Origin of the sequence: Limnohabitans planktonicus II-D5, assembly GCF_001270065.2 — a bacterium.
GTDB lineage: Bacteria > Pseudomonadota > Gammaproteobacteria > Burkholderiales > Burkholderiaceae_C > Limnohabitans_A > Limnohabitans_A planktonicus.
The window spans coordinates 1-835 of the sequence record NZ_LFYT02000122.1; the positions used below are offsets into that span (position 1 = coordinate 1).

1 protein-coding gene is annotated in these 835 nt (G+C 66.8%); it reads right to left on the reverse strand.

The window, feature by feature from the left end; translation table 11 throughout:
- Positions 1 to 835: Ig-like domain-containing protein (locus tag H663_RS41920; protein ID WP_165803990.1), on the reverse strand; the 835-nt coding region annotated here is incomplete at both ends.

The window sequence follows — 835 nt, forward strand, 5'->3', positions numbered from 1 at the left end:
GCAGTGGGTTGACGGGCGTGGCCATCCAGGTGCCGTTGGCCGCCACCACAGCGGTGGCGATGACGTTGCCAGCAGCGTCTTTGATGCTGATGGTGTTGCCGGGCGTGCCGGTGCCGCTGAGCGTGGGGGTGTTGTCGGTGGTGGTGTTGTCGCCTTGGGTGCCGCTGTCGCTGATGGCATTCAAGATGGCACCGGGGGCTGCGGGGGCCACGGGGACGACTGCGCTTTGGATGGTGAGCGGCAGTGCGGTGGGGGCGCTGGTCATGCCAGCGGGGTTGGTTTCGATGACGCTGAGGTTGTTCAGGCCCACGGGCAGTGGGTTGACGGGCGTGGCCATCCAGGTGCCGTTGGCAGCCACCACAGCGGTGGCGATGACGTTGCCAGCAGCGTCTTTGATGCTGATGGTGTTGCCGGGCGTGCCGGTGCCGCTGAGCGTGGGGGTGTTGTCGGTGGTGGTGTTGTCACCTTTTGTGCCGCTGTCGCTGATGGCATTCAAGATGGCACCGGGGGCTGCGGGGGCCACGGGGACGACTGCGCTTTGGATGGTGAGCGGCAGTGCGGTGGGGGCGCTGGTCATGCCAGCGGGGTTGGTTTCGATGACGCTGAGGTTGTTCAGGCCCACAGGCAGTGGGTTGACGGGCGTGGCCATCCAGGTGCCGTTGGCCGCCACCACAGCGGTGGCGATGACGTTGCCAGCAGCGTCTTTGATGCTGATGGTGTTGCCGGGCGTGCCGGTGCCGCTGAGCGTGGGGGTGTTGTCGGTGGTGGTGTTGTCGCCTTGGGTGCCGCTGTCGCTGATGGCATTCAAGATGGCACCGGGGGCTGCGGGGGCCAC